The sequence below is a fragment of the Paraburkholderia sp. BR10882 genome, assembly GCF_040948855.1.
GTDB classification, from domain to species: domain Bacteria; phylum Pseudomonadota; class Gammaproteobacteria; order Burkholderiales; family Burkholderiaceae; genus Paraburkholderia; species Paraburkholderia nodosa_A.
Genome location: NZ_JBFPKP010000027.1, coordinates 14,521 through 40,260, shown reverse-complemented (window position 1 = coordinate 40,260; position 25,740 = coordinate 14,521). Strand labels below are relative to the sequence as shown.

Here is a 25,740-nt window from a genome sequence, read left to right as displayed (position 1 = left end):
GTCCAGAGCCGTTCAGGTACGAAACTCGGATTTCAACGCCTGATAGAGCCGGCTATACCGTTCGAACCGGTCTCTCAGCACGCTCCGAAGTGCTGTCTCAGGCTCGTATCGTTCAAGGACAGCGGGCGCTTTGACCACTGCCGCGAGTTCTTCCCGTGTGCACGCGAGACGAGCGAGGCGACTCGCTCCAAGTGCCGCTCCGAGTTCGCCCCCTTCGTTTCGATTGAGTTCGAAGCCAAGCGCGGAAGCACAGAGTTTTCCCCAGTATGCGCTGCGAGAACCGCCGCCGATCAATGCGGCCGCGGTGAGCGTCGTTCCCGCTTCCCGCAGCGCCGCATATCCATCCGCCATCGCGAACGCGACGCCTTCCATCACGCTGTATGCGAGATGCTGGGGGCCATGCGCCGAAGTCATCCCGTAGAAGACACCTTTTGCTGCGGCATCGTTGTGCGGCGTCCGCTCCCCGTTCAAATAGGGAAGGAAAATCGGCGCGATGGCGCTTTGTCCCGAGGGGGCGATTTCGATCAGCTCGGCAACGCTGCTCTTGAGCAAGCCGGACAGCCAGTGCAGGCTTGCCGCTGCGCTGAGGATGACACTCATCTGATGCCAATGCCGCGGCACGCAATGGCAGAAAGCATGGACTGCCTGCGCCGGGTTCGGTGCATAGCTCGCGGTCGCGGCGAAGAGCACGCCCGACGTCCCCAGAGACAGAAACGCATCGCCCGGCCGGGCAACGCCGATGCCAACTGCGCTCGCGGCGTTGTCACCGGCGCCGCCACAAACCGTCACGCTGCCATCGAGGCCCCACTCGCGCTGAAGGTCTCCCCGTAACTGGGCCGCAGGCTCGCTGCCCTCAACCAGCCGGGGCATGTGCTCCCTCGACAACCCGGTCGCGTTGAGCATGCGGTCGGACCAGTCGCGTTTTGCAACGTCGAGCCATAGCGTCCCCGAGGCGTCGGACATGTCGGATGTAAACTCACCCGTCAGACGCCACGCAATGTAATCCTTCGGAAGCAGTACTTTCTGCACTGCACGAAAAACGGCTGGCTCGTACTTCGAAAGCCAGAGCAGCTTGGGCGCCGTGAAGCCCGGCATGGCCTGATTCCCGGTGATGTTGCGCGAGTCGGGCACGAGCGCCTCGAGTTCGACGCACTCCGCGTGGGCGCGCGTGTCATTCCACAGAATCGCCGGACGCAGGACGTTGCCACTGCGATCGAGTAGCGTCGCGCCGTGCATCTGGCCGGAAAGGCCGATCCCACGCAGCGCCCTGAACGCGCGAGGCTGCTCACTGCGTAGCGCCGCGACGGCGTCGAGCGTAGCGTTCCACCAGTCCTGGGGGCTTTGCTCCGACCACAGGGGGTGAGGGTTATCGACGCGCAGTCGGGCCCGGCTGCTGGCGATGACGTTCGATTCGGCATCGGTGAGCACAACCTTTACCTCGGACGTGCCGAGGTCGATTCCCAGATAACTCAAAGTGTATTCCCGACGGTGAGCGGGCGGCTGCGCCGCCTTGGCGTGGTCTCAGGCCGCTGCCTTGTGAGCGTGTGAGGGGGCGTCGTTGAGCCGGTGCAACGCGCGAAATTTCGAGGGCGGAATCCCTTTTTGCGCGAGAAACTGCCGGTTGAAGTTCGATACGTTATTGAACCCGACGCGGTAACAGATATCGGTCACGCCGAGATCCGAGCACATGAGCAGTTCGCAGGCTTCGTTGAGGCGCAGCCGGTTCTGATACTGCACAAACGTGCAGCCCGTATGCCGCTTGAAGAAGCGCGTAAAGGTGCTGACGCTCATGCTCGACATTTCCGCAACGTCGACTTCACGCAGATTGCCGGCGAGATTCTGCTGGATGTAGGACAGCACCTGGTTGATGGTCGACGACATATAGGGCTGCGCACTGACGTTGTATGCCGGACCGGCGAGCAGTTTCCTGCTGGTGCAGGCGATCAACTGGTCGAGGATCGACATCAGCAGCATCACGCGGCGCGCACCGTGCGCACCTGAAACCTCCTGCATCACAGGGGCAATCGTGAGGCCGAGTGCGTCCGGAAACTGGATACCTCGCGACGCCTGATCGATTAGCGCGATCGCGGGGCTGAGTTCAGCGAATGCCGCGACCATCTTTTCGACTGCGTCACGCGAGAACTGCAGCACGAGGTCGCGGGAGGGCACGCTCGCGCCGCCGCCGCTGTCTGTCACCCAGTTATGAGGCAGATTCGGGCCAGTCAGCACGATGTTGCCAGGATGGAAGTCCCCGATGTGGTCGCCCACGAAGAACTTGCCCGATGAAGCACGAATGACATGCACTTCGTACTCCGGGTGGAAGTGCCATTTCGCAACCATATGCGGATAGTCGTGCACCCAGGCCCGAAAGGACTCGTCCTGACGGGTATGGACCAATTCGAGATCCGGATTCATTGCTCTCGTCTCCACGGGAATCCTGGCTTCGCGGCCAACACGCGCGCTCGCACGCTAATGTACTCCCACGCCGGGCGCCGCGTGCAGGAGCGGGTCGGGTAGGGGCGCCGCAGCTGCCTCTTCTGCCAGCCCAAGCGACACGTTAGCCCCCGTCGCGACGTCGAAAACATGCAGATCGTGTTCGCGCAACGCGAGTCTGACGTGATCCCCGGTGTGAGGCACGGCATTCGCCGGTACAAGCGCGGTGATACGCTCGCCTGAGCAGTCAACGGTAATGAGCGCTTCTGCGCCCAACACTTCAACCAGCTCCACCGCACCGCTGAGCATGAGTGCATCATCCGCTCTCACATCATCGGGAATCCATACGAAATTTGGGCGAACCGCCAGCTTGATCGCCTGTCCGTCCTGCAAGCGCTGAAAGCGGTTTGCGTGTAGTTCCCAGTGACCGACGGCAGACGACGCGATGACTCTTTCGCCAGTGCGTTGCACCGAGGCATCGAGAAAATTCATCGCAGGCGTGCCGATAAAGCCCGCACCAAAAATCGTGCGCGGATAGCGGTATAGCTCGGTCGGCGTGCCTTCCTGCTCGATGCGTCCGCCGCGCATCAGAATGACGCGGTCGGCTAGCGTCATCGCCTCGAGCTGGTCGTGCGTCACGTAGACCGTGGTCGTTTTCAGGCGCTGATGCAAGCGTTTGATGTCGGTGCGCAACTGGGCGCGCAACCTGGCGTCGAGGTTCGACAATGGCTCGTCGAACAGGAAGACCGCGGGCGTCTTGATCATCGCCCGGGCGATGGCAGCGCGCTGCTGCTGCCCGCCCGACATGGCGCGCGGCTTGCGCTCGAGCAGCGCATCGAGATTGAGCATGGCGGCCACCTCGCGCACGCGGCGGTCGATCTCGGCCTTGGGCGTTTTGAGGCGCCGCAGGCCAAATGCGATGTTCTCGTACACGCTCATGTGCGGATAGAGCGCGTAGTTCTGGAAGACCATCGCGACATTGCGCTCGCGTGCGGGTACGTCGTTCACGACAGTGCCGCCGATCGAGAGATTGCCTCCCGATATCTCCTCCAGCCCGGCGATCATGCGCAGCATCGTCGACTTGCCGCATCCCGACGGCCCCAGCAGAACGACGAACTCGCCTTCGTCGATGTGCAGGTCGAGTGGATGCAGTACCGGTTGCCCGGCGTCGTACTGCTTCATGAGCCCTTCGCAGACGATAGTCGCCATGATTCAATCCATCTCGATCTGGATCTTCACGTCCTCGGGCCGGCCAGCAGCGGCTTCCTCGAACGCTTTGATGCCGTCTGAAAATGCGAACTTGCGGGAGATGAACGGGTTCACGTCGATCATTCCCGAACTGATGAGGGCCAGCGCCCGCGGAAAAATGTTCGCGTAGCGGAACACGGATTCGAGCCGGATCTCCTTTGCCTGCATCGCTACCACGTCGAGCGCGACCGGGCCTGGCGGCATGCCAACCAGCACCGCGCAGCCGCCCGGACACACGAGGTCCAGCAGCGTCTCGAAGACCTTCGCATTGCCCGAGGCTTCGAACACGACATCGGCGCCCCAGTCTTCGGTCACCTGGCGCACCACGTCCTGGAGCGATTCCACTGCGGCATTCACAGTAGTCACCGCCGGATTGCCCGCGAAATGGCGCAATTTCTCTTTCACGACGTCGGCGAGGATCACGCGCGACGCGCCGCCCGCGAGCGCCGCGAGCGCCGTCATCGCGCCGATGGTGCCTGCACCAATCACGACGGCCACGTCGCCGGGCTTCATCGCGGCCTTCGTGGCTGCTTGCAGGCCGATCGACAAGGGCTCGACGATGGCGCCTTGCGCGAACGAGACGTTGTCCGGAAGCCGGAAAGTGAACGCGGCTGGGTGCACCACGTACGGAGTCAGGCAGCCATGCACCGGGGGAGTGGCCCAGAACCTCACGGCGGGGTCCAGGTTGTACAGTCCGCGCATGGTGGCACGTGAATCGAACTGCGGCACGCCGGGTTCCATGCAAACGCGGTCGCCAACTTTCAGGTGACCGACTTCGGCCCCCACCTCGACGATCGTGCCCGACGCCTCATGACCGAGCACCATCGGCTGTTCGACCTTGAACGGCCCAATGCGGCCGTGCGTGAAGTAGTGCACGTCACTTCCGCACACGCCAACGGTATGAATGCGAACCTTGACATCCCGTGGCCCGATCGCAAGCGGCAAATCGATGTCCCGCAGGCTCAGGCGTCGAGCTTCTTCCAGTACAAGTGCCTTCACAACATTCTCCTTATTTTCCTTTGACCATTGAGTTCAGGAGGCGAATCAGCACGCCCACGAAGATGATTGGCGGCAGTGCGAGTAGAACTGTCGACGCGTTGATCACGCCCCACGGCACCTCCTGACCGAGCGACGTAAACGCGGATGCGACGACCGGCAGGGTGGCGCTGCGCGAGGACGTCAGCGCAAGTCCCATCATCAGTTCGTTCCAGACCAGCACGAAGCTGAAGATGATGCCGCCCAGCAGTGTGTTGCCACAGGTCGGCAAGGCAATGCGCCAGAACACGGCGTAAGGTCCATAACCGTCGAGCGTGGCGGCTTCCTCGATCTCGCGCGGCATGCGCTGGAACACGGGTATCGAGAGCCATGTGATGGTGGACAAGGTCGTTAGCAGATAGGTGACGATCATCGAGAACCGCGTGTCGTACAGCCCGAGGTCCACCCAGATCGCGATGAGCGGAATCGCTACCGCGACCGGCGGCAGGAAACGCAACGACAGCAGGAAGAACTGGATGTCGCGTTTTGCCGGAACGTGAAAACGCGCGATCACATAGGCTGCTGGCACGCCAAGCACTGTGCCCAGGATGACCGCGGTGCCCACGATGACCGAACTGTTCTCCAGTGCGATCAGCACCTCCGGGCTCGAAATCACCTGCCGGTAATTGTCCAGAGTGGGCGTGAAGATGAAACGCGGCGTGGGTGTGACGATATCGAGCAGGTTCTTCAGTGAATTGAGCACTGCCCAGAGGACGGGGAACACCGCCGCGACGGCGAGCGCTACACCGAGCAGCAGAATCGTACTGCGGGAGATCAGTCTTCCCATTTGTTCACCCGCTTCTAGATAAGCGTGAAAATCAAGGTCGTGGCGACCATCATCAGGACCGCCATGCTCGACGCGTACGACACCTTTCCTGCGAGGCCGATTCCCTGGGAGTACGCGTACATGTCCAGCGTTTCGGTGGATACGCCCGGGCCGCCTTTGGTCATCACGTAGATCAGGTCGAACGAGCGCAGCGATTCCACCATCTTGATGAACACGAGACTCATGATCGGCGCCTTCAGCATTGGCAGCGCGATGTATGCATAAACCTGCCATGTGCTCGCATAGTCGAGCCGTGCGGCTTCGAGCGGCTCGGGCGGCAGCGTCTCGAGCAGCTTTAGCACCACCACGGAAAAGAACAGTCCCCATTGCCAGATATCGACCAGCGCGACCGCATAGAGCGCAAGCGCCGGGTCCGAGAGAAAGGCCGTGTTCGTGATGCCAAAGAGGCCGATCGACCAGCTGAGAATGCCATTGAGCGGCGAGTACATGAACTTCCAGATAAACGCCGCAGAAACACGTGGCAACAGCACAGGGATGATCAACAGCACACTGATGGCATTGCGCAACCGGCCGTGCACATGCTCGAACAGATAAATGGCAACGACGATGCCGAGCGCGACCGCGCCGAGCACCGTCACGACCTCCCAGATGGCCGAGACCTCGATGGAGTTGATGAAGCGCCGATCGGCAGCAAGGCGCACGAAATTGCGCATCCAGACGAACTCGCTGTCCGGGTAGCGCAACACGCGATTGCGGAGCGCGAGGTTGATCGCCGCGATGGTAGGCACGAATCCCAGGACCGCCATCGCAACGAGAGGCGGCACCAGAAATACGAACGGAAGGCTAGTCTTACCGCGATTGAACATTCAGCTCTCCAGCTTCGAATACGCGGGAGCGCATGCCGCCGCTCCGTTGCACAGAAGGGATTCGCGCGCCTCGCGCGCGTCCCCGCGGTGCCCCTCACTTGCGCGCATGCTCCATGGCATCTTCCGCGTACTGGGTCGAATCGTTGAGCGCGCCCTGAATGTCCTTCTGGGTGCCCGTAAAGATCTCCTCGAGCGCCACGCCAAGGTTGTCACCGATATCCGGCCATTGGGGGCTCGGCCAGAACGTAACCTTCGACACCGGCGTCGTATCCTTCAACCCGGCGAGAATCTGCGGTTTGACATGCTTCTGGAAATAGTCGCTTTCGACTGTGCTCGTGCGGTTGTAGTCGCTGAACACGTTGTCGCGCAGGCGCGCCTGTTCCTGCTCCTTGCTCGTTGCCCACGCAATGAACTTGCCGGCTGCCTGGCGGGCGCATTCGTCCTTTGCGCCGACTGCAGAAATGGCCAGACCATGCCCGTAAGCGGCGGACGGCAGCGGTGAGGGCGGTCTCGCGTAGCCGACCTTGTCGGCGACACTCGACTTGGTGGAGTCTTCCATCCAGTCGGCGAACGGCGTCGACTCGATCATGAACGCCACCTTGCCAGAGCGGAATGCTTCGAGTGCGTTGCTCCAGTCATAGGTGGCGGAGCCCGGCGGCGCATACTTGAAGAGGTCCGTGTAAAGCTGCGTGGCCTTGACGGCAGAGGGTGAATTGAATGCGGGTTGCTGCTGCTTGTCGGTCCATGTGCCGCCTTCGGCGAGCATGAACGGCGCCCAGCGCCAGACGTTCATGCCGGAGCCGCGCTGGCCTCGCGCAACCCAGCCGTACAGGTTCGGCGGCGCGTTGAGTTTCTTGATGTCGGCAACCAGTTCGTCGAGCGTGCGCGGCACCGGCATATGCGCTTTTTCGAGAATATCCCGGCGATAAAACAGGAAGTCGGAACCGCCGATGAGCGGCGCGAAATACGCGACGCCCTTATAGCTCGCGACAGCGCGGCGTCCGGGCAGGAAGTCGTTGTAGTCGGCTTCCTTGGGGTAGTACTTCTGCAGGGGCACGATCCAGCCCGCCGTCGCGAACTCGGAGACATTCGCCTCATCCACGTAGTAGACCTGGTATGAGCCGGCGCCGGTCGACGCGTCGAGCCGCGATTTTGCACGGCGGTCGTTCTCTCCAAAATAGCTGATCTCGATCTTCGTTCCGGTTTTTTTCTCGTAGTCCGGCAAGGATTTTTCCATCACGGTAAGGCCGAGACTTTTCTGCGCGAGCACCTTGATGACAGGAACATTGCACGACTGCGCGACCGACACGACAGGCAGGGTCGCGCCCAGCAACGCACACAGTGCGGAATAGTGGAACCTTTTCACTGCCGTCTCCTGGAAGGTTTTAGTTCGAGTGGTTTGTTATCGGCCGGTGGAGTTTGCGTGCCGGTAGATAGCGAGCGTAAGTTAGCACCGGCCTGGCGCGCCAGCCACGCCAAAACGGGGCAGCAGTTCTGTACTTTTTGCTCAGTTTTTGTGTGCAGCGCAAAATTTTGTGTCGAACCGAGAGCGTGGTTATGTGCTCTGGCAGGGCGCGATTTCGGCTCGATGGGTGGTTCGGGGATCGTCGCGCGCACAGCCTTTCGCTTTCTCACGCGACAGATCACCCCGATTCTGATCATAAGTATCCCTATGTAATTATTGTAGTCGCGAGGACAAAATCCACTGGAGATCAGGTTGGCAAGACGAGCCGAATTCGGGACAACTGCGAATCGAGCGTATCGAGCTGAATGAAGCGAGGCCGGTGTCGCTTCACTCCTCGAGACACCACGTCCGCGCAAGCCGGGCGGCCTCCCCCGCATCGGCGAGGGACCATGGGGGCCTTTGCCGAACCGCACCGCGAACTGGATCCCCCACGGCGGCAATTCGCGAAGGCACAGATAGGTATTTACACCAATGCCAAAACGTGTATCGGAGAAGGCGAATTTTTCATTGGAAGGTTATCGGGCTTCTCCATAGACTGTGCCGAACCCATTGATCGAGCGCTGTCTCGAGGCAAGGGGCCGAGTCGATGACGTTCTTGCCTTAGCCGGCATTGCCCGGAAATTCAAATCTAACGAGACAGGGGAGCGGAATACTTGCGTTTTGGCTAAAGCATCCATTCGATCGGTGATTCGAACAGCATCAGGCTGTGGCGAAAAATAGTAATTAGAAACTCGTACATCGGAGACAGAATAATGAAGCTGGTCAGAAAGATCGCACTACGTACGATGGTGGGGGCGGCGTTCGCGATTGCTGCCGGGACAAGCGCATTCGCACAGGGCAAGCCGATTACGCTTGGGTTCTCCCAGGTTGGCGCCGAAAGTGCATGGCGCACGGCAAACACCGTGTCGGTGAAAGCGGCAGCCAAGGATGCCGGCGTCAACCTGAAGTTCTCGGACGCCCAGCAGAAGCAGGAAAACCAGATCAGGGCGATCCGCTCGTTCATCGCGCAGAAGGTCGACGTTATCGCGTTTTCGCCTGTCGTCGAATCCGGCTGGGAGCCGGTGCTCGAAGAGGCGAAGCGTGCAAAGATTCCGGTCGTCCTGACCGATCGCGCGATCGACGTAAAGGATCCCTCGCTGTACGTGACGATGATCGGCTCCGACTTCATGGAAGAGGGGCGGCGCGCAGGCCACTGGCTCGAGGAGCGTTACAAGAACGAGCCAGGTCCCATCAACATCGCAGAACTGCAAGGGACGGTCGGTTCCGCGCCAGCCAACGATCGTCATGCGGGCCTGATGGAAGTGATCAAGAGCGATCCGAAGTTCAAGGTGATCGCGTCGCAAAGCGGTGACTTCACGCTTGCGGGCGGCAAGCAGGTGATGGAAGCGTTTGCGAAGACGTACGGCAAAAAGATCAACGTGGTCTATGCCCATAACGACGATATGGCGCTCGGAGCAATCCAGGCCATGGAAGAAGCAGGCATCAAACCGGGCAAGGATGTCACGGTCGTTTCCTTCGACGCGACGAAGGGTGGCTTCCAGGCCATGGTGGACGGGAAGATCAACGTGGACGTCGAATGCAGCCCGTTGCTCGGTCCTCAGTTGATGGCCGCGGTGAAGGACATCGTGGCCGGCAAGCAGATTCCGCGGCGCATCGTGACCGACGAAGGCATCTTCCCGATGAATGTCGCTGCGCAAGTCATGCCGAGCCGAAAGTACTGATCTGCACGTCATATCTAGCCGCTGACGGGCGCGCTCGGGAGCGTCACTCCTGAGCGCGCCGGCTCGTCCCCGACACCACTGCCGAGGCCGTCCGCGGATCTCGCGAACATCATGAAGCCTTTACCCATACTCGAAATGACCGGCATCGACAAGACGTTCCCGGGCGTCAAGGCGTTGCAGCAGGTCGATTTTCGGCTGTTTCCCGGTGAGATTCACACGTTGATGGGCCAGAACGGCGCGGGCAAATCAACGCTCATCAACGTGCTCACGGGCGTATTCGCACACGATCGCGGCGAAATCTGCCTCGCTGGGAAGCCGGTTCGCTTCACCGCGCCGCTGGACGCCGAAGCCGCCGGCATCCAGACGCTCTATCAGGAAGTGAACCTCTGCCCGAACCTTTCCGTGGCGGAGAACATCTTCGCCGGGCGGCACCCCAAGAAGCGCGGAGCAATCGACTGGAAAGCGATCAACCTGCAGGCGCGGGACGCGCTGGCCGCTCTGGATCTTTACATTGACGTCACGCGCTCGCTGGATTCCTACCCGATCGCGGTCCAGCAGATGGTGGCAATCGCGCGCGCCGTCTCCGTCGACGCGAGCGTGCTCATTCTCGACGAGCCGACGTCAAGTCTCGATGACGGCGAAGTCGCGCGGCTTTTCGCTGTGCTGCGCCGCTTGAAGGAATCGGGAATGGCGATTCTGTTCGTGACGCACTTTCTCGAGCAGACCTATGCCGTGTCGGATCGCATCACCGTCATGCGTAATGGCGCACGAGAAGGCGAGTACCTGGCAAAGGACTTGCCCGTCGACGTGCTGGTCGCAAAGATGACTGGCCGCGAAGGCATGAATGAGGCAATGAAGGCTGGCGCATCGGACGGACCACACCCGGATGCAGCGGCAACCCCCTTTCTTTCCATGCAGGGTGTGGGTCGGCGTGGATTGATGAGTCCCGTCGATCTCGACGTGTGTCCAGGCCAGATCGTCGGCCTTGCTGGACTGCTCGGTTCTGGCCGCACCGAAACAGCGCGGCTGGTGTTCGGCGCGGAACGCCCGGACACTGGGACGATGCTGATCGACGGACATCGCGCGAAGCTCACTTCGCCGCGTGACGCTGTGCGACATGGCATTGCCTATTGCCCCGAGGATCGAAAAAAAGAAGGAATCGTAGCGGCATTGTCGATCCGGGAAAACATTGTTCTGGCGTTGCAGGCACGACGTGGATGGTGGCGCATGCTGAGTTACGCCCGCCAAAGAAAAATGGCCGATGAATACATCGCGCAACTCGGGATCAAGGCACGCGACGCAGAGCAGCCCATCGGCCTGCTCTCGGGGGGAAACCAGCAAAAGGTGCTGCTCGCCCGCTGGCTCGCGACCGAGCCGAAACTGTTGATTATGGATGAGCCAACGCGCGGTATCGACGTCGCCGCGAAGTTCGAGATCATGGACCGTGTGCGTTCGCTTTGCGCGAAAGGCCTCGCAATTCTCTTTATCTCTTCCGAAATGAGCGAGGTGGTTCGCGTCAGTCACAGGATTGCTGTCCTGCGCGACCGTCGCAAGGTCGCCGAGATCGCGGGCGATCGCCTCTCGGAGGATCAGGTGTATCAACTCATCGCAGGAGGCGAGTCATGAAACCGGTTCGCGCGCTGGTGCGGCATCAATTGGTCTGGCCCGCCATCACACTCGTCTTGCTGATTCTTCTGGACGTGGCGCATCGCGCAAGCTTTCTCTCTGTGACAGTCCTCGACGGTCATCTTTTCGGTGCGCCGATCGACATCCTCAATCGTGCTGCGCCGCTCGTGATGGTCTCCCTCGGCATGACGCTCGTCATCGCGACGCGAGGCATCGACATCTCGGTCGGAGCAACGGTAGCCATTGCGGGCGCGGCCGCCGCGATCATCCTCGAGGCGGATCCGTCGCGCGTTGGCATGGCGCTTGGGGCGGCGATTGCCGTCGGACTGTTGGCCGGGATGTGGAACGGCCTGCTTGTCGCGCTCGTCGGGATGCAGCCGATCATCGCCACACTCATATTGATGGTCGCAGGGCGGGGCGTTGCACAGTTGCTGACCGGCGGCCAGATTATTCCCATCGGTGCACCTGGCTACCTCAGGCTGGGAGATGGATATCTGGCGATGGTTCCCTGCTCGGTCTGGATCGCGGTCGTCGTGACGCTCGCGCTCGCGCTTCTGGTGAACCGCACCGCGCTCGGACTCTTTGTCCGCTCCATTGGCGTCAATCCTGTCGCAACGCGGCTGGTCGGGCTGCGTTCCGGCGCGATCGTCTTCGGCGTGTATGTCATCTGTGGGTTGATGGCGGCGCTCGCCGGGATCATCGCCAGCTCGAACGTACGGAGTGCCGATGGAAACAATGCGGGTCTGTTGCTCGAACTCGACGCGATTCTGGCCGTGACGCTCGGCGGGACGTCGTTGCTTGGCGGCCGCTTCAGTCTTGGCGGCACGGTGCTCGGCGCATTGATCATCCAGACGTTGACCTACACGACCTATTCGATCGGTGTGCCGCCGGAAGCAACGCTCGTTGTCAAGGCGATTGTCGTGGTCGCGGTGAGTGTCATTCAGTCGGAGGTTGCGCGTGCGCTGGTTGTCAGGCAGGTGAAACATCTTCTTTCCCCGGCGCGCGAACGCGCATCCACCGGAACGAGTCCATCATGAGAAAGCTGACTGGTCGTCTGGCGGATCCGAGAACCCTGCCCATCGTCGCAACGATCGTGCTGTTCGCCGCGCTGTTCGGGTTTGGTTCTGTCATGTACACCGGCTTCTTTTCGATGCAGGTTTTGACGGGCCTGTTCGTTGACAACGCGTTTCTGCTTGTCGTGGCGATTGGCATGACGTTCGTGATCCTGTCGGGAGGCATCGACCTGTCGGTCGGCGCTGTGGTTGCCCTGACCACGATACTGTGCGCTGTGGGCGCGCAGTGGCTGCATTGGCCCATCTGGGTCGTCGTGCCGATCGTGCTGGTTTTCGGCGCGCTCTACGGTGCGGCGATGGGAGCGCTGATTCACTTCTTCCGCCTGCAGCCGTTCATCATCACGCTCGCGGGCATGTTCCTGGCTCGCGGCGCATGCTTCCTGATCACGACGGAATCGATCACGATCGACGAGCCGACGTTCCATGCTGTCGCGTCTCTGAATATTCCGGTCGGCGGCGGCTCCCTCAATGCCGGATCGCTGGTTGGCATTGCGACGCTCGTGATCGCCATTTTCATCGCGCACTTTACGCGCTTCGGGCGCAACGTTTATGCAATTGGCGGCAATGAGCGCTCTGCGCTCCTTATGGGCTTGCCAGTCGCAAGAACGAAGATCGCTGTCTATGCGTTGAGCGGCTTCTGCTCGGCGCTGGGCGGGGTGATCTTTACGTTGTATGTGCTTTCCGGGTACGGACTGCAGGCACAGGGGATGGAACTCGATGCGATCGCTGCAACGGTGATCGGCGGAACGTTGTTGACCGGCGGGGTCGGCTACGTAATTGGCTCGCTGTTCGGCGTCGGCATCCTCGGCACCATCCAGACGCTGATCACCTTCGACGGCACGTTGAGTTCGTGGTGGACGCGCATCGTCATCGGCGCATTGCTCTGCGTGTTCTGTCTGCTGCAGCGGATCATCGAGCGGCACGCGGGTCGACGCCGCAAGGGCGGCACAGATCTCGCGTCGACCTCGGCCGGGCCATCGCACGGTGGGCAGCGGGGGCGGGATAAGCGCGGTCGCGGTGATCTCGTCACGACGACCTGAACGTCTCAGGTTGATATCCAGTCTGGCCGAACGAGAGGGGAGAACATGCTCGAGTTGCGGGAAACGGATTTACGAGAGCCAGGCTTCGGGAAGGCGGCGCAACCTGGAGAGCCAGAGCAGGGCACAGGCGGGAAGGCGTATCGGCAGACGACGCTTTCGAATGCCTATCTGAGGCTCGACGTAGAGGCGGGGCGCCACGGCGGGATTGCGCAACTAGAGTGGAACGACCGGGGCGTGTGGACGCCCGTCTTTCGACAGGCGCAGCGGCGAGGGCATAGAACTGCTCCCCGTCGACTATCGTGTCAACCGTCGATCTGGGTTCAGAACGTGGCGCAGGACATCCGGGCTGCGGCGACGTCGTCAGGATCACAGCCAATCGGCGCAAGTCGGCGGGTTCCGCTGGCCGATGTTGCACTTATGGGCGACTGGAAAATCGACTCGACCGGAGAAAAATGTCTCCGCTTGATAGCCGAAGTCGCAGAGCGCTATAGGGCAGTCCAGACATATGAGCTTGACGGGCCGACACTGGAAATCGCCGTCGAACTCGAGAATACGGGACACACGCCGCTACCGTGCGAAATCGAGGTCAGTCCGGCCCTGGTGCGCGACGCGGATACCCGCATAAGCGCGCCGGCGGGCTGGATCTGGATTGCACGAGAGAACGGAAAGACTCCCAGGCTCGTTCCGGCTCCGTTCGCGTGGCAATTCGGGGTGACATACCCTTTACCGGCGAAGGCGGTAGACCACGCGTTCACTGGCTGGGGAGGGAGGGCGCTGGTCGAATGGCCGGCGCGACAGTTTTCTCTCGCGATCGTGGGAAACACGGACTGCTATCGCCTTTGTGCATATCCGGAAGACGATTCGTTTTCGTTCCAGGTGATGAATGATCAATCGGAACACCGCTACATCCGCGACGGCGATGGCTTGCACGGGCTTTCGGTTCTTGCTGCGGGACAAACGCTCAGCCGTCGGGTCAGCTTCACAGTCGAACGTCTGGCGTCTCTGACGAGGACCGCGCGCTACTCGGCGGAGTAGTGGTTTATTGCAGTTGGAATCTTTTCATATTAATAAAAAGGTCGTCACGGCCCGTGTGGAGAGGTCGATTTGACACATCATGAATCGGGGGGAAACATGCTCAAGGGGCTCAGTATCAAAAGCGGGCTGACCTGCGTAATTTCGGTGTTTGTCGTCATCCTTGCTGTGACGAGCTCTGCGGGCATTCTGGCGCTGAAGCTGAACAACGACGCGCTGCGAGCGATGTATGAAGTGGATACCAGTTCGCTGGTCGCGCTGAAGACCAGTGACGCCTTGCTTCAGCGCGCACGCGTTTCACTCGACAGCTACCTTTCGTTGTATGGTCTGGGTGACCCGGAGCCGGACTTGCTCTCGGGCGCGCGACAGGATCTAAAGGATTCCGAACGAGAATTCTCGAAATATCTTTCACTGCAATCGGGCGCGGACTCCGATGCGGCGAAGCAGCTGGCAGAGCGCCGCCGGTCGGTCCTCGACAAGGCGATCCTGCCCGCGGCTGACGCGCTCGGCCAAATGGATTTCGGCCACTTCAAGGAACTCCAGGGGAAGGCGACACAGGATGCGGTGGCGTCTTATCAGAGCGCGATGAAGGAACGCGAGAACGCGGTCGTCGACTTGCAACGGCAACGTTTTGCGCAGGCGCAGTCGCGCTTTCATTTGATGGTCGCCATGCTTGCGGCAACGGCGGTGGTCGCACTTGCCGTGGGAATAGGCGCTCGGCGGATCCTCGTTAGAATTGTGGTGAGCCCTATCGCTGAAATCAAGACACATCTCGCGCGCATTGCCTCAGGCAATCTTCAGGGTGATGTGCTCGCTGAATATCGGAACGAGATGGGAATGCTCATGGCGGACGTCAGGACGATGCAGGACGCGCTGGTGCGAACTGTCCGGAGCGTTCGCGGCGGCACGGAAACCATCAACGTCGGCGCACAGGAGATTGCCTCCGGCAGCGCGGATCTTTCGCGGCGAACCGAGCAACAGGCAGCGTCGCTCGAGCTTGCAGCCGCGAACATGGCGCAGCTGACGCGGGCCGTCAAGAAGAACGCGGAGACTGCCGATACCGTGAGTCGACAGGCCTTGGCGGCTTCACAAACGGCATCTGCGGGCGGCGAGGTGGTTCACGAAGTCGTCCGGACGATGCAAGGCATATCGGTGCATTCCAGCAAGGTCGCCGAAATCGTGGGCCTGATAGAGAGCATCGCCTTCCAGACCAACATTCTGGCGCTGAATGCCGCCGTCGAGGCGGCACGGGCTGGAGAACTCGGGCGCGGTTTTGCGGTCGTTGCGAGTGAGGTCCGAAGTCTCGCTCAACGAAGTGCGCAGGCGGCAAAAGAGATCAAGCAGTTGATCGATGCGACGGTCGGGAAGATCGACCAAGGTTCGCTGCTCGCGCAAAGGGCAGGCACGATCATGACCGAGGTCGTGTCGTCAGTCTCAGCGGTAAGCGGGTTGATGGCTGAGTTGCACCGGGCTACGCAGGAACAGAATCACGACATCGAGCAGGTGAGTGGCGCGGTCGTGCAAATGGACACAACGACTCAGCAAAATGCGGCACTCGTCGAGCAGGCTGCAGCCGCAGCCCAGTCGCTCAAGGAGCAGGCCGCGCTGCTCGACAATGTCGTTTCGGAATTCAAGATCGCATCGGGTACGTCGTGACTCTGCCGCGAGCACAAGCAACCTTATAGCACTGCTGTCGCTTCGATCTCGATCTTGAAGCCGAAGTGGAGTGGTCCCGTCGGCACGATTGTGCGTGCCGGCCGCGCCTCGCTCGCCCAATCCGCGTAGATCTGATTGAAACTCGGCCAATGCTCGATATCGTCGAGATAGACGCGAACCTGGACCAGTTGCGCGATGCTGCTGCCTGCGCCTTCTAGCGCAACCTTGAGATTCGCCAGCACCTGCTCGGCCTGCGCCTCGAACGACGCGTCGGTCAGCTTTTGGCCCTGCGCGTCGATCGGCAACTGACCCGACACGAAGACCAGTCCGTTTGCAATCGCCACGTGACTATAGTGGCCGCCCGGGGGACGCAGGTTCACCGGGTTTTCCGTGCGCGGCAATCGCGTGCCCGATTCGTTACCAGCCATGAAAGCGGCTCCATACGGTTGTTTCGCCATCTGCGGATAGCGCGTGATACTCCGGGAACTGCGTGCCTGTTGCGCAGGCATGATTGGGCAGGATACGCAGCTTCGTTCCGATCGGAAAGCGGGTCGCCAGGTTCGTTGTTTGCTGAGTTTCATGAGCGGGCGACAAAATCCCGTGCTCCTGGTTTGCACCGCTTAAGGCCCAGTCTGTCAAAGGCGTGCCATCGAGACTACAGGGCAGACCATATCCGAAATCTTCCGTCTGCCGCGACGTTCCGCGGTCGCGGCTCATCGCCATCCAGCCTGCGTCCACGATCACCCATTCTTTTTCCGGCTGATGGCCGATGACCGTCGTGAGCACGCTCAAAGCGATGTCATCGGTCGAGCATACGCCGATGTTGCGCATCACGAGATCAAAAAAGACGTAAACACCCGCGCGCACCTCGGATACGCCATCCAGTTTCTCGGCGGACAACGCGGTGGGTGTCGAACCGACGCTCACTGCGTCACAGGGGAGGCCCGCGTCACGCAGCCGTTGCGCTGCGCGAACACAGCCTGCGCGTTCCTGTTCGGCGAGCGCAGACAGCGCATCGGGCGTGTGAAGCTCGTAGCTGGAGCCCGCGTGTGTCATCACGCCGCCGAGCTTGACGCCGCTGTCATGCAGGATGCGCCCGACCTCCAGCAACGCATCCTGCTCCGGCGCGATCCCTGAGCGATGCCCATCTGTATCCACCTCGATCCAGACTTCGAAGGCTTCCTTCTGCCCGGCGCAATACCTCGCGACTTCTACCGCTGCGCGCGTGTTGTCCACCACCAGCTTCAGATCGCAGCCCCGTTGTCGGAGCGCCATCGCTCTTGGCAGCTTCGACGGCACGATACTGACCGCGTAGAGAATATCGGTCACGCCAGCCGCAAAGAACGCTTCCGCTTCCTTCAGCGTCGAAACCGTGATGCCGTTCGCGCCGGCTGCCAGTTGCGCGTGCACCACCTCCCTACATTTGGTCGTTTTCACGTGCGGGCGAAACTTCACGCCGAGCGCGTTCAGGCGCGACTGCATGCGCGCAATATTCCTGTTCATCCGCGGGATATCGACCAGGGCTGCAGGGGTATCGAGTTGATCAAGTTTCATGATTTCAGTTGGGCAGCTTGTTGTGCGCCGAAATGTCGGAACCGGCTGCACCAGGGCACAAGTGATTCCAGTGTCGGCGCCTCGATTTCGGGAGGCGGCGCACCTTCTACCAAGGGCAGGGCAACCCTGTTGTGCCAATAAGTCCGCAAGCCGACCGAGGCGGTGCCGAACATGTCGTAGCTCGAGCCGGCGACGAAGACGGCCTCCGAAGGCGTCACGCCGAGCACGTCGAGCGCCAGGCGATAGGGCGTCGGGTCGGGTTTGTATGCGCCGGCTTCTTCGGCGGTGATTACGGCATCCCATTTGACGGGAAAGATTCCTGCCGCCTGGCGGCCAAGTCGTATCGAGCAGTTGGTTACGATGGCGATCTTGCAATGCGGTTGAAGCTGTTGCACTGCCTCGACGGCACCGCTCCACGGTGTCAGTTGAAGCCAGTCTGCCTCAAGCGCGAGTGCGGAGGATTCGGGCAAGCCCACGTGCATCGCGGACTGCTTTACCAACTGTTCGTAGGCGACGTAGCGCCCGCAACCGTAGGTTAGACGTAGGTACTCGGCGCGCCACGCACGCCCCGCCTGCTCCGAGCCTGCGGAGCGGTTCCAGAGCGTCCACGAGTCGAGCAGCGCGGTGAGAAGATCGAAGAGGACCGCCTTCGGATAGCCGGTCGTTGAAGATGGACTGCTCATGAGCGAGGCCTCCATGCGGTTCGTTCATGGCATCAAGTATAGAGTTCGATCAGGCGCCGGGAATTCAGTCCCACGAAATCAATCATTCAGAAAGATTGAATGTCTTTCGAGGTGTCGGCTAGCTCCGCCACGGCGGCTGTGGGCGAAAATGTGCCTGCAGATACTGCATGAATTGCCGGGTGCGTGCGGGCAATCCGACGCGATTGTTGGTGAGTGCGATCACATCGGCGTCGGGCGCCTTCCATGCGGGGAGCAGCCGCACGAGGTTTCCTTTCGCGATATCGCCGGCAACGTCCCATTCCGAGCGGAGAATGACGCCACGGCCCTCACACGCCCATTGGCGAATCACCTCGCCATCGTTGCAGCTCAACTTCGACGACACGCGGATACTGCGCGCCGTGCGGCCCTTGCGGAACTGCCAGAGCGAAGCGTCTTCGTTGTTCTCTCGCAGCACGATACATGGCAGTTCGGCCAGATCGTCAGGGGTTTCCGGGTTCGGAAAGCGCTTCAGAAACGCTGGGGATGCACACACGAAGCGTGCATTCGGCGCAATCGCATAGCCGATCAGATTCGACGCAGGCAGATCGCCGATATGAACCACGATGTCATAGCGGTCGGCGGCCTCGGTCAATGGTTGATCGGTGAGCGTCAACTCGATGTCGACGTCGGGGTTGTCCTGCTGAAAGCGGGACACGACGGAAGCGAGATAGCGCCGCCCGAAACCCAGTGGCGCGCGAACTCTCACGGTGCCGACGAGCCCACCGCGGCGTGCGCGCAAATCCTCGAACAGCGTGTCGAACTGTGTCACCAGGTGTGCGCCGCGTTGGCACAGCAACATTCCTTCTTCCGTGAACCGTAAGCGGCGAGCGCTGCGGTCGACGAGGCGGATATCGAGTTTTCTTTCGATCTGCTGCAACCGCTGCGTGACCGCCGGCGGCGACAGCCCAAGCTTTCTCGCTGCCGCAACGAGGCTGCCGGTTTCCTGTATGGTCAGCAGGAAGCGAATGTCATTTGAATCGCTCATGTTGGTCTCATCGCGGTTGCGGCTGCAATTGTTGTTCGGTGGGCCCGCGCCGGGAGGGACGCAGCGGGGATCGCCGCGATGCGATTCATTGGACTCGATATCGCGCCAGGAAAGTGCAAACGGCGCTCTCGACGACGCGTTCTACCTGATCGTCAGACAGGGCGTAGTCTGTTTGCATGAGGCGAGGATAAAAAACGGTCTCGCCCAGCATGCCAATGAATTCTGCGCGCGCGAGCTGCACGTCGGCAACACGCAGCTCGCCTTCGTCAACGCGCCTTTGCAACCAGGCATCCGTAATATCGCTGAATAAATGCTTCGCAAGTTGAAAGCGGGCGCCCACCGCGGGAAAGTTTCGCGCTTGCCCAATGATCAGGCGCATCGCGGAAATCAACCGCGCGTCTGAAACGAGCTCGCAGAATGCGCGTCCAATTTCGCGCAGGCCCGGTTCGACGTCGTTGGGCACGACGTGATCTTTCCAGCTCGAGAATAGCTGATGGATCAGATGGTCCACCGCTTCGACGAACAGCGTTTCCTTGCTGGGAAAATGTTTGTACAGGGTCGCGTATGACACTGTCGCGCGATCGCCAATGGAATCCATCGTGGCCGCGTCGTATCCGCTTTCCAGGAACGTTGCAATTGCAACCTCCAGGATCAACGCGCGCTTTTCCCTGCTAACACGCTGCTGATATCCCTCTACGCCGTTCGTCGAGGAAGTCTCTCCGCGCGAGATGGGCTTCTTCCTTCCTGCCTTCGCTATTTCCACTCACAAGCTCCAAAACTATCGGTCTGGAAGGCATTCTGCCCCCCGTTGGCAAAAATCGCCAGCAAGCGAGACTGCGGACGGTCCTTCGAAATCGGACGCATCGGTAATGCCGGGTTTTCCCTACCTTTCTCGCTGCCGTTCAGTACTATAGTGTAATACACGCTACACCATGAAGTTCGAACAGAAATGGGAGCCAGCGTGAACGGTTTCAGACGATTAAGCACAGCCTCGGTTATCAGAGGCGGGAAAGGCTGGTCATTACTCGGGGCGAGGTGCTCCGGCTGTGAAGCGCCCATCTATCCAGTCCTCACCGTGTGCCCGCACTGCGGCGGCCGCGATTTCGTTGCGTTGCCGCTGCCGACAATCGGCACCCTCTACTGCCACAGCGTGGTGCATATGGGACCAAGGGGCGTCGACACGCCCTATACCGTCGGCTACGTGGACTTTAGTGAGGGTCTGAGGGTCTTCGGGCGCATCGAAATGGAGGCTGGCGCTGTCCAGACGGGGCAACAACTCGAATTGCGAGTGAAAGCAGCAAACAAACGAGCGAGCCAGTTCATCTACTTCTTTGCCGCACCCGGCGAAGTTCCCCGGCAGGTAAGTTCATGAGCGCGACGAACGGTTTGAGGAGCGTGAGCGTCGCTGGCACAGGTATGGTTCGCTTTGGGCGTTTCCCGGAAGTGAGTCTTGCGCAGCTCGCCGCGCCCGCGGTCATCGAGGCACTTGATGAAGCTGGAATCGATCGACCGCGCATCGGCGCTATTTATTGCGGAACGGTATCCGGTGGTCCATTGGCTGCTCAACGTATCGCACGGGAGACGGGGCTGACCGGCATCGAAGCGGCGAATTTCGAAAATGCCTGCTCGTCGTCGGCGAGCGCATTCCGGCACGCCTGGCTCGCGATTGCCGCGGGGGCGGTGGATTGTGCCGTGGTGGTCGGAGCGGAGCAATTGACCCGTCTCGGCAGCGGCCCACTTGATCTGGGCGATGAGGATCGGCCACACGCTCGGTTGTCCGGTTGCCATGGGCTATCTCTCGCGCCTGGACGGGCCTGTCGATGCCGCGTGGCTCGCCCAGGGGCGCTATATGATCGACGTGGCGGGAGAGCCGATTCCGGCGACGCTGCATCTGCAAGCGCCATACGACCCGCGCTCGTTGCGCACGAAGAGTTGACTGAGTCATTGCGGGCAACTGAAGGGCTGCACGCGAGCGGGTCAACGGCATCGTCCTCCCAGGGTGGCAACATGCATTACGCGCAATTGCGGGCATTTCATGCGGTGGCGGAGCAGGGCGGCTTTTCGAAGGCCGCCCGTGCGCTTGCGCTGACACAGCCGGCGATTTCCGATCACGTGCGGCGCCTCGAACAGGACTATGGCGTACGACTTTTCGAGCGCACCGCGCGGGGTGTCGAACCGACGGACCTCGGCCGGCGCCTCTACGCGGTGACGCGCCAGATGGTGGCCTGCGAGCGCGACGCCCGCCGCCTGCTCGAAGCCGCGGGCGAGCTCGAGTCGGGCGAGCTTTCCCTCGTTGCCGATGCACCGGACCTGGCGATGAGGCTGATCGGCGCGTTCCGGATGCGCCATCCGGGGATCGTGGTGAAACTCTCGGTGGCCAACGCGACCGAGTGCATGCAGCGCGTGCTGGCCGGTGTTGTCGATGCCGCGATCTCTGCCGCGCGGGTCGTGCATGCCGGCCTGGAAACGCGGGTGCTGTGCGAGGCGCCGCTTGCCGCCGTCGTTCCTGCCAGCAGCGCGCTCGCCACACAGGCAGCGCTCAGCTACGAGGCGCTCGTGCGCGAACCGATGATCTTCCGCGAAACGCAATCCGTCACGCAGCAACTGCTCGAAGCGGAGCTGGTGCGCAAGGGCCTGCAAGTGCGTCCCGTGCTATACGTGGAAGGTCGCGAAGCATTGCAAACCGCCATCGCGCAGGGCGTTGGCGTGGGTGTCATCGCGCGTACGGAGTTCGGTGGCTCGCCGGGCGTCCGCGCGATTGCGCTTGCCGACTGCCGGGTCCGCATGATCGAGTCGCTGGCGCGGCTCGCCGACCGTCCGGCGTCGAACCTCCTCGATGCACTGTTTAGTACCGACCCCGTATCGACCTGACTTCGGGCTCGATGCTTGCTACCCGAGGCGGAACAACGATCGACTCATACGAAACAGATGGCCTCTATCATGAAACGCGAAGCATGAAAGAACGAGCAACTGTCGTGTGCTGGCAGCAAGGACGGATTCTCCTCGTCGAACGGGGGCGATCGCGATGGTCGCTGCCCGGCGGCACGATCCGGCGCGCGGAGTCGCCGGCGGACGCTGCCGTACGTGAACTCAATGAAGAGACGACGCTCGAGGGCTGCGAGCTGGGATACCTGTTCCAGTTTGGCGGACTCAACAAGCGGCACCACGTCTTTTTCTCCGTGCTGCACGACGACGCGAGACCTGTGCCGAATAACGAGATTCTAAGGTGCCGATGGTTTCGTCCCCAGAAGGTCTCTACGCTGATTACCAGCGTGCCGACACGGGAAATCGTCGATCTCCTGTTCGGTCATGAAATCAAGCAAACCACGCTCGTGCGCGCGTAACGCGCTCTGCCGCCGAGCGGCCTCGCTGACCGCAGCGCTGTCCAGTCATCGAATCCAGACGCCAATCCCCGCGCGCCGCCCGCAACTATCGGGCGGGCTGATGAATGAGATCGCAAATTGCGAGTTTTTCTATTTGCCGCTCATTTATACGATATTCATTGTCCGCACAGTGTTTGTGCGGCCGCACCGCAAGCGCATCTGGAGGAGCGATGGAACATCAGCCCCGCACGCAGAACGAAAAGCTCGAGGTCAAGACCACGACATGCTACATGTGCGCGTGCCGCTGTGGCATACGCGTGCATCTTCGCGACGGCGAGGTTCGGTATATCGACGGCAATCCCGAGCATCCGCTTAATCAGGGCGTAATCTGCGCCAAAGGCTCGTCGGGCATCATGAAGCAGTATTCGCCGGCGCGCCTCACGCAGCCGCTGCTGCGCAAACCGGACGCCTTGCGCGGCACCGCCCAGTTCGAGCCCATCTCGTGGGAAGCGGCGTTCGACATGCTGGAAAAGCGCCTCGCGCATTTGCGCGCGACCGACCCGAGGCAATTCGCGCTCTTCACGGGCCGCGACCAGATGCAGGCCCTCACGGGCTTGTTCGCCAAACAGTTCGGCACCCCAAACTATGCGGCGCACGGCGGCTTCTGCTCGGCGAACATGGCGGCCGGCATGATCTATACGATGGGCGGCTCGTTCTGGGAGTTCGGTGGGCCGGACCTCGACCGCGCGAGACTGTTCTTCATGATCGGCACGGCGGAGGACCATCACTCGAATCCGCTGAAGATTGCGATTTCGAAGTTCAAGCGCGCGGGCGGCCGCTTCATCGCCATCAATCCGATCCGCACGGGCTACGCGGCAATCGCCGATGAGTGGGTGCCGATCCGTCCCGGCACGGATGGTGCGCTGTTCATGGCGCTCATGCGTGAGCTGATCGAACAGAATGCGTATGACCGCGAGTTCGTCGAGCGCTATACGAATGCCGGTGAACTGCTCGATATGCGCGCCGACAGCGATACGTACGGCCTGTTCGTGCAGGACCCGGCGGTCGAAGTGCGCAATCCGCTGTTTCCGCAGAATCACCTCTGGTGGGACGCCGCGAGTCAGCGCGAAGTGCCGCATCATGCGCCGGGCGTGCGTCCCGCGCTGGAAGGGCGCTATACGCTCGCAGACGGCACGCCGGTCGCGCCATCGTTCGGGTTGCTGCGCGAGCAGGTTGCCGACTGCACGCCCGAGTGGGCGGCGCAGATCACCGGCATTCCCGCCGCCACGATCCGCCGGCTGGCTCAGGAAATGGCCGATGTCGCGCGCGATCAAAAGATCACGTTGCCGATTCAGTGGACCGACGCCTGGGGCGAAACGCACGAAACCGTGACGGGTGCGCCCATTGCCTTTCACGCCATGCGCGGGCTCGCCGCTCACTCGAACGGCTTTCAGTCGATACGCGGCCTCGCCGTGCTGATGTCGCTGCTCGGCACCATCGACCGGCCGGGCGGTTTCCGGCATAAGTCGCCTTACCCGCGCGCCGTGCCGCCTTCGGCGAAGCCGCCCAACAGCCCCGACGACGTGAAGCCGAACACGCCGCTCGCGAATGGTCCGCTGGGCTGGCCCGCCGCGCCGGAAGATCTGTTTATCGACGCCAAGGGCGAGCCCGTGCGCATCGACAAGGCGTTTTCGTGGGAGTATCCGCTCGCCGTGCATGGCTTGATGCATAGCGTCATTACGAACGCGTGGCGGGGCGATCCGTATCCCATCGATACGCTGTTGATCTTCATGGCCAACATGGCGTGGAATTCGTCGATGAACACGGTGGAAGTGCGCAAGATGCTCGCGGACAAGCACGAGAACGGCGAGTACAAGATTCCGTTCATCGTGGTGTGCGATGCGTTCCAGTCGGAGATGACGGCCTTCGCCGACCTGATCCTGCCCGACACGACCTACCTCGAACGCCACGACGCGATGTCGATGCTCGACCGGCCCATTTCCGAATTCGATGGTCCGGTGGACTCCGTGCGCGTGCCGGTCGTCCCGCCGACGGGCGAATGCAAGCCGTTCCAGGAAGTGCTCGTCGAGCTGGCGAGCCGCCTGAAGCTGCCGGCTTTCACGACGCCCGAAGGCACGCGCAAATACCGCGACTATCCGGACTTCATCATCAATCACCAGACGGCGCCGGGCTCCGGCGTGGGCTTCCTGATCGGCTGGCGCGGCAAGGACGGCGAGAAGGCGCTGGTTGGCGAACCGAACCCGCGGCAGTGGCAGGAGTATGCGAAGCACAACTGCGTCTACCACTACACGCTGCCCGAGTCGCTGCAGTACATGCGCAACTGCAACGGGCCTTATCTGGACTTCGCTGTCGAGAAGGGCTTTCGCAAGTTCAACGAGCCGATCGTCATCGCGCTTTACTCGGACGTGATGCAGAAGTTCCGGCTCGCCGCGCAGGGCAAGACGAAGGGCCGGCAACCGCCCGAGCATTTGCGCGCGCGTATCGAGCAGTACTTCGACCCGCTGCCGTTCTGGCATCCGCCGCTCGAGCACGACGCGACCGATCACGCGCAGTATCCGCTCGCGGCCGTCACGCAGCGTCCCATGGCGATGTACCACTCGTGGGACTCGCAGAACGCCTGGCTGCGGCAGATTCATGGCGAGAACTATCTGTACATGAATCCGCGCACGGCGGCGGCGCAGGGCATCGAGGACGGCGGCTGGATCTACGTCGAATCGCAATGGGGCAAGGTGCGGTGCCTCGCGCGCTACAGCGAAGCGGTCGAGCCGGGTACGGTCTGGACATGGAACGCCATCGGCAAGTCGGCGGGCGCATGGAATCTCGGACCCGACGCCAACGAGTCGCAGCGCGGCTTCCTGCTGAACCACCTGATCGCCGACGAGATTCCCGTCAAACGCGCCGGTCACACGCGCACGTCGAACTCCGATCCGATCACGGGGCAGGCCGCATGGTACGACGTGCGCGTGCGCATCTATCCGGCGGAGGCGCACGCCGACCACACGCTGCCGCAGTTCGCCCCCATGCCCGCGCTGCCGGGCGCCGTCGGCACCGGTGGCGCGGGGGGCTTCATCCATCGCGTCGTGCAAACGTATTTCGCCGGGCGCGGCGAGTTTGCCGAGCGTCTTGCGAAAGCCGCGCAACGCAAGTGAAACG

The 25,740-nt window shown here is 61.6% G+C and carries 22 protein-coding genes and 2 pseudogenes; 12 read left to right on the top strand and 12 right to left on the bottom strand.

Going from position 1 to position 25,740, the window contains the following annotated elements; genetic code table 11:
* Nucleotides 1–12 precede the first annotated feature (12 nt).
* The 7 genes from xylB to AB3X99_RS36910 all read right to left on the bottom strand — a co-directional run bounded on the left by xylB (nucleotide 13) and on the right by AB3X99_RS36910 (nucleotide 7,735).
* Nucleotides 13–1,473, bottom strand: coding sequence for a xylulokinase (gene xylB / locus AB3X99_RS36940; RefSeq protein WP_368619751.1), 1,461 nt, complete (start codon nucleotides 1,471–1,473; stop codon nucleotides 13–15).
* A 48-nt stretch (nucleotides 1,474–1,521) separates the two neighbouring features.
* A complete protein-coding gene (locus AB3X99_RS36935; RefSeq protein ID WP_368619750.1) occupies nucleotides 1,522–2,415 on the bottom strand; it encodes a helix-turn-helix domain-containing protein in 894 nt (297 codons plus the stop codon).
* A gap of 54 nt (nucleotides 2,416–2,469) precedes the next feature.
* The gene (locus tag AB3X99_RS36930) at nucleotides 2,470–3,642 is read right to left on the bottom strand and encodes an ABC transporter ATP-binding protein (protein WP_368619749.1); all 1,173 of its coding nucleotides are present in this window, start codon (nucleotides 3,640–3,642) and stop codon (nucleotides 2,470–2,472) included.
* A 3-nt stretch (nucleotides 3,643–3,645) separates the two neighbouring features.
* The gene (locus tag AB3X99_RS36925; RefSeq protein WP_069267283.1) at nucleotides 3,646–4,680 is read right to left on the bottom strand and encodes an NAD(P)-dependent alcohol dehydrogenase; all 1,035 of its coding nucleotides are present in this window, start codon (nucleotides 4,678–4,680) and stop codon (nucleotides 3,646–3,648) included.
* A 10-nt stretch (nucleotides 4,681–4,690) separates the two neighbouring features.
* Nucleotides 4,691–5,503 carry a carbohydrate ABC transporter permease gene (locus AB3X99_RS36920; protein WP_069267282.1) on the bottom strand — a complete coding sequence of 271 codons (813 nt, stop codon included), beginning with the start codon at nucleotides 5,501–5,503 and terminating at the stop codon, nucleotides 4,691–4,693.
* A 14-nt stretch (nucleotides 5,504–5,517) separates the two neighbouring features.
* Complete coding sequence (locus tag AB3X99_RS36915; RefSeq protein WP_368619748.1) at nucleotides 5,518–6,369, bottom strand: carbohydrate ABC transporter permease; 852 nt, start codon at nucleotides 6,367–6,369, stop codon at nucleotides 5,518–5,520.
* Between the two features lie 94 nt (nucleotides 6,370–6,463).
* A complete protein-coding gene (locus tag AB3X99_RS36910; protein WP_368619747.1) occupies nucleotides 6,464–7,735 on the bottom strand; it encodes a sugar ABC transporter substrate-binding protein in 1,272 nt (423 codons plus the stop codon).
* An 851-nt stretch (nucleotides 7,736–8,586) separates the two neighbouring features.
* Here AB3X99_RS36910 and AB3X99_RS36905 point away from each other — a divergent pair.
* From AB3X99_RS36905 to AB3X99_RS36880, 6 genes are all read left to right on the top strand, one after another.
* On the top strand, nucleotides 8,587–9,555 hold the full coding sequence (locus tag AB3X99_RS36905) for an ABC transporter substrate-binding protein (RefSeq protein ID WP_368619746.1): 969 nt from the start codon (nucleotides 8,587–8,589) through the stop codon (nucleotides 9,553–9,555).
* Nucleotides 9,556–9,666: 111 nt separating this feature from the next.
* Complete coding sequence (locus AB3X99_RS36900) at nucleotides 9,667–11,181, top strand: sugar ABC transporter ATP-binding protein (RefSeq protein ID WP_368606100.1); 1,515 nt, start codon at nucleotides 9,667–9,669, stop codon at nucleotides 11,179–11,181.
* Nucleotides 11,178–12,218, top strand: a complete 1,041-nt coding sequence (locus tag AB3X99_RS36895) for an ABC transporter permease (RefSeq protein WP_368606101.1) — start codon at nucleotides 11,178–11,180, stop codon at nucleotides 12,216–12,218. Before AB3X99_RS36900 ends, AB3X99_RS36895 begins: the two co-directional genes overlap by 4 nt.
* The gene (gene yjfF / locus AB3X99_RS36890; protein ID WP_069267276.1) at nucleotides 12,215–13,294 is read left to right on the top strand and encodes a galactofuranose ABC transporter, permease protein YjfF; all 1,080 of its coding nucleotides are present in this window, start codon (nucleotides 12,215–12,217) and stop codon (nucleotides 13,292–13,294) included. The genes AB3X99_RS36895 and yjfF overlap by 4 nt, the downstream gene beginning before the upstream one ends.
* A gap of 417 nt (nucleotides 13,295–13,711) precedes the next feature.
* Entirely contained in the window at nucleotides 13,712–14,329 is a 618-nt protein-coding gene (locus AB3X99_RS36885; protein ID WP_368619745.1) for a hypothetical protein, read from the top strand.
* A gap of 96 nt (nucleotides 14,330–14,425) precedes the next feature.
* Nucleotides 14,426–15,982 carry a methyl-accepting chemotaxis protein gene (locus tag AB3X99_RS36880; protein WP_368619744.1) on the top strand — a complete coding sequence of 519 codons (1,557 nt, stop codon included), beginning with the start codon at nucleotides 14,426–14,428 and terminating at the stop codon, nucleotides 15,980–15,982.
* Between the two features lie 23 nt (nucleotides 15,983–16,005).
* On the opposite strand, the gene AB3X99_RS36875 is transcribed toward AB3X99_RS36880, so the two are convergent.
* The 5 genes from AB3X99_RS36875 to AB3X99_RS36855 all read right to left on the bottom strand — a co-directional run bounded on the left by AB3X99_RS36875 (nucleotide 16,006) and on the right by AB3X99_RS36855 (nucleotide 20,006).
* Complete coding sequence (locus AB3X99_RS36875; RefSeq protein ID WP_069267273.1) at nucleotides 16,006–16,410, bottom strand: RidA family protein; 405 nt, start codon at nucleotides 16,408–16,410, stop codon at nucleotides 16,006–16,008.
* Entirely contained in the window at nucleotides 16,400–17,536 is a 1,137-nt protein-coding gene (locus AB3X99_RS36870) for a DSD1 family PLP-dependent enzyme (RefSeq protein WP_368619743.1), read from the bottom strand. The genes AB3X99_RS36875 and AB3X99_RS36870 overlap by 11 nt, the downstream gene beginning before the upstream one ends.
* Nucleotides 17,533–18,219 carry an HAD-IA family hydrolase gene (locus AB3X99_RS36865; protein WP_368619742.1) on the bottom strand — a complete coding sequence of 229 codons (687 nt, stop codon included), beginning with the start codon at nucleotides 18,217–18,219 and terminating at the stop codon, nucleotides 17,533–17,535. Before AB3X99_RS36865 ends, AB3X99_RS36870 begins: the two co-directional genes overlap by 4 nt.
* A gap of 118 nt (nucleotides 18,220–18,337) precedes the next feature.
* Nucleotides 18,338–19,243, bottom strand: coding sequence for a LysR family transcriptional regulator (locus AB3X99_RS36860; RefSeq protein WP_368619741.1), 906 nt, complete (start codon nucleotides 19,241–19,243; stop codon nucleotides 18,338–18,340).
* Nucleotides 19,244–19,328: 85 nt separating this feature from the next.
* Nucleotides 19,329–20,006, bottom strand: coding sequence for a TetR/AcrR family transcriptional regulator (locus AB3X99_RS36855; protein WP_342949997.1), 678 nt, complete (start codon nucleotides 20,004–20,006; stop codon nucleotides 19,329–19,331).
* Nucleotides 20,007–20,204: 198 nt separating this feature from the next.
* Between AB3X99_RS36855 and AB3X99_RS36850 the strand changes: the two genes are divergently transcribed.
* The 6 genes and pseudogenes from AB3X99_RS36850 (at nucleotide 20,205) to AB3X99_RS36825 (ending at nucleotide 25,736) form a co-directional block, all read left to right on the top strand.
* Entirely contained in the window at nucleotides 20,205–20,615 is a 411-nt protein-coding gene (locus tag AB3X99_RS36850) for a Zn-ribbon domain-containing OB-fold protein (protein WP_176732962.1), read from the top strand.
* Nucleotides 20,612–20,953, top strand: a pseudogene (locus tag AB3X99_RS36845) (beta-ketoacyl synthase N-terminal-like domain-containing protein); the annotation flags it as partial. The gene AB3X99_RS36850 and the pseudogene AB3X99_RS36845, both read left to right, overlap by 4 nt.
* A gap of 49 nt (nucleotides 20,954–21,002) precedes the next feature.
* A pseudogene (locus AB3X99_RS36840) lies at nucleotides 21,003–21,179 on the top strand (glycine cleavage T C-terminal barrel domain-containing protein); the annotation flags it as partial.
* A 71-nt stretch (nucleotides 21,180–21,250) separates the two neighbouring features.
* Nucleotides 21,251–22,114: a LysR substrate-binding domain-containing protein gene (locus AB3X99_RS36835; protein WP_069267234.1), complete on the top strand. Its 864-nt coding sequence runs from the start codon at nucleotides 21,251–21,253 to the stop codon at nucleotides 22,112–22,114.
* A gap of 83 nt (nucleotides 22,115–22,197) precedes the next feature.
* Nucleotides 22,198–22,587, top strand: coding sequence for an NUDIX hydrolase (locus AB3X99_RS36830; RefSeq protein ID WP_069267235.1), 390 nt, complete (start codon nucleotides 22,198–22,200; stop codon nucleotides 22,585–22,587).
* Nucleotides 22,588–22,796: 209 nt separating this feature from the next.
* Entirely contained in the window at nucleotides 22,797–25,736 is a 2,940-nt protein-coding gene (locus tag AB3X99_RS36825; protein WP_368619740.1) for a molybdopterin oxidoreductase family protein, read from the top strand.
* Nucleotides 25,737–25,740: the final 4 nt, after the last annotated feature.

What these genes read in the sequence shown, in the direction of transcription:
- AB3X99_RS36935 (WP_368619750.1), bottom strand. Translation starts at nt 2,415, where the DNA reads ATGAATCCGGATCTCGAATTGGTCCATACCCGTCAGGACGAGTCCTTT.
- AB3X99_RS36930 (WP_368619749.1), bottom strand. Translation starts at nt 3,642, where the DNA reads ATGGCGACTATCGTCTGCGAAGGGCTCATGAAGCAGTACGACGCCGGG.
- AB3X99_RS36920 (WP_069267282.1), bottom strand. Translation starts at nt 5,503, where the DNA reads ATGGGAAGACTGATCTCCCGCAGTACGATTCTGCTGCTCGGTGTAGCG.
- AB3X99_RS36915 (WP_368619748.1), bottom strand. Translation starts at nt 6,369, where the DNA reads ATGTTCAATCGCGGTAAGACTAGCCTTCCGTTCGTATTTCTGGTGCCG.
- AB3X99_RS36905 (WP_368619746.1), top strand. Translation starts at nt 8,587, where the DNA reads ATGAAGCTGGTCAGAAAGATCGCACTACGTACGATGGTGGGGGCGGCG.
- AB3X99_RS36900 (WP_368606100.1), top strand. Translation starts at nt 9,667, where the DNA reads ATGAAGCCTTTACCCATACTCGAAATGACCGGCATCGACAAGACGTTC.
- AB3X99_RS36895 (WP_368606101.1), top strand. Translation starts at nt 11,178, where the DNA reads ATGAAACCGGTTCGCGCGCTGGTGCGGCATCAATTGGTCTGGCCCGCC.
- yjfF (WP_069267276.1), top strand. Translation starts at nt 12,215, where the DNA reads ATGAGAAAGCTGACTGGTCGTCTGGCGGATCCGAGAACCCTGCCCATC.
- AB3X99_RS36885 (WP_368619745.1), top strand. Translation starts at nt 13,712, where the DNA reads ATGGGCGACTGGAAAATCGACTCGACCGGAGAAAAATGTCTCCGCTTG.
- AB3X99_RS36880 (WP_368619744.1), top strand. Translation starts at nt 14,426, where the DNA reads ATGCTCAAGGGGCTCAGTATCAAAAGCGGGCTGACCTGCGTAATTTCG.
- AB3X99_RS36875 (WP_069267273.1), bottom strand. Translation starts at nt 16,410, where the DNA reads ATGGCTGGTAACGAATCGGGCACGCGATTGCCGCGCACGGAAAACCCG.
- AB3X99_RS36870 (WP_368619743.1), bottom strand. Translation starts at nt 17,536, where the DNA reads ATGAAACTTGATCAACTCGATACCCCTGCAGCCCTGGTCGATATCCCG.
- AB3X99_RS36865 (WP_368619742.1), bottom strand. Translation starts at nt 18,219, where the DNA reads ATGAGCAGTCCATCTTCAACGACCGGCTATCCGAAGGCGGTCCTCTTC.
- AB3X99_RS36860 (WP_368619741.1), bottom strand. Translation starts at nt 19,243, where the DNA reads ATGAGCGATTCAAATGACATTCGCTTCCTGCTGACCATACAGGAAACC.
- AB3X99_RS36835 (WP_069267234.1), top strand. Translation starts at nt 21,251, where the DNA reads ATGCATTACGCGCAATTGCGGGCATTTCATGCGGTGGCGGAGCAGGGC.
- AB3X99_RS36830 (WP_069267235.1), top strand. Translation starts at nt 22,198, where the DNA reads ATGAAAGAACGAGCAACTGTCGTGTGCTGGCAGCAAGGACGGATTCTC.
- AB3X99_RS36825 (WP_368619740.1), top strand. Translation starts at nt 22,797, where the DNA reads ATGGAACATCAGCCCCGCACGCAGAACGAAAAGCTCGAGGTCAAGACC.